This is a genomic window from Actinomyces minihominis, from assembly GCF_900187855.1.
GTDB lineage: Bacteria > Actinomycetota > Actinomycetes > Actinomycetales > Actinomycetaceae > Scrofimicrobium > Scrofimicrobium minihominis.
The window spans coordinates 1-1,380 of record NZ_FYEG01000024.1 but is presented as its reverse complement, the minus strand read 5'-3'; the positions used below and the strand labels follow the sequence as shown (position 1 = coordinate 1,380).

The following is a 1,380-nucleotide window of genomic DNA, read 5'->3' as shown; positions in this document are numbered from 1 at the left end:
GGGTTAATGGCCAGAACGTGGTGTTTTAGCCGGGCGTGTCGTTAGGGTTGCCATCTTCCTGCCCAGCCTTTTCGTGTCCAGAGTCCGTCTTCGGGGCTGGTTTGGGTGTCCCATTGTTGGGGTCCGGTTGGTGTGGGTTTCGGGTTGGCTTGTTTGGGGATGATGGCTCGTTGGGGGCGTCCTTGTTTGTCCCAGTCACGGAGGATCAGGGTCGGGGTTTTGGGGTTCTCGGTGCGTTGGTAGAGGCACCATTCAGCGGCGGCTAACGCGTGTGGTTCAGAAAGTCCGCGGTGGTGGAGGAAGACCAGGCTGGTTTGAGCGTTGATGGATTCAACGATGTTGGTGGTCTTATGGGCAGGGCTTCCCAGCGTGGGGTGTAGGTAGTTGAAGAGTGTTCCGGTGCGGACGAGGCGTTCGAGGCGGTAGTAGACGCGGCGGTCTCGCTCGTGGGTGTACCACCAGGCTTTACCGCGAAGGGCGGCCTCTTTTGGGTTATCGGCGGCTTGGGTGCGGGCTTTGAGCCAGTACGTGTATTGCTGGTGGAAAGCGGCTAGGAGTAGTTCCCAGCGGCGCGCTTGATCAATGGTGTTGATCTCTAAGAGGCGGCGGGATAGGCCTAGTAGGGCCTGCCCGGGTGGGGTGCGGGGTTTATGGGTTAGGTCGCGGATGTTGTTGCGGTGGATGTGGATTAGGCAGCGTTGGGTGAGGACACCGTCTTCTGGCGGCCAGGTTTCTTTGATTGCTTTCAACGCTCCTCCGCTTCCGTCGATGGTGACGAGGCGGGGAGGGGCTAGGGGGTGGAGTAGAGCCTGGTAGGCGGCCGCGTTTTCACTGGTGGCCCATTGCCAGGAAACTACTAGGCCGTCTTGGTTAACAGCGGTTAGGAGGACCCATCCGTAAGCCAGGTGGATCCCATCGAGGAATAACTGGTCGTGAACTTCTCCGGTCATGAGTGGTTTGGGGGTTGGCAGGTTCCAACACCAGGAGAGTTTCCTGCGCCAGGAACGGGGGGAGAGGCCGCTTTTAGCGGCGCTTTCTTCGATAGAGAGTTTGCCTTGCAGGTAAGTAAGGAACGCAGTGAACTGGGCTTGACGGGTCAGGTCTGGGCGAGGAGTGGTGAAAGTGGCTTGACAATCGGTGCACTTCCATCGTTGTGCGCCAGCTTTAGTGCGTCCGTTCTTACGGGCGGGTGTCCCACAGATGGGGCAGTGACGGGCTCGAGAAGACCTGGTACGCATCCACTCAGAGGACACCCCACAAGGAGTCCTCCTTGTCAACGACCCACCCCTTATTAACTCTGTGGGAGTTAATAACAGCCACTAACACGCGCCACCACGCCACCAACCCCGATCATAAACACCACGTTCTGGCCTTTATCCC

1 protein-coding gene is annotated in these 1,380 nt (G+C 58.6%); it reads right to left on the bottom strand.

What is annotated here, in order from left to right; genetic code table 11:
• Positions 1-41 precede the first annotated feature (41 nt).
• Positions 42-1,238 carry an IS1249 family transposase gene (locus CS903_RS09260; RefSeq protein ID WP_242491835.1) on the bottom strand — a complete coding sequence of 399 codons (1,197 nt, stop codon included), beginning with the start codon at positions 1,236-1,238 and terminating at the stop codon, positions 42-44.
• Positions 1,239-1,380: the final 142 nt, after the last annotated feature.

Bases quoted from the DNA above. Each gene is read 5' to 3' on its own strand.
- CS903_RS09260 (WP_242491835.1), bottom strand. From the start codon at position 1,238: ATGCGTACCAGGTCTTCTCGAGCCCGTCACTGCCCCATCTGTGGGACA.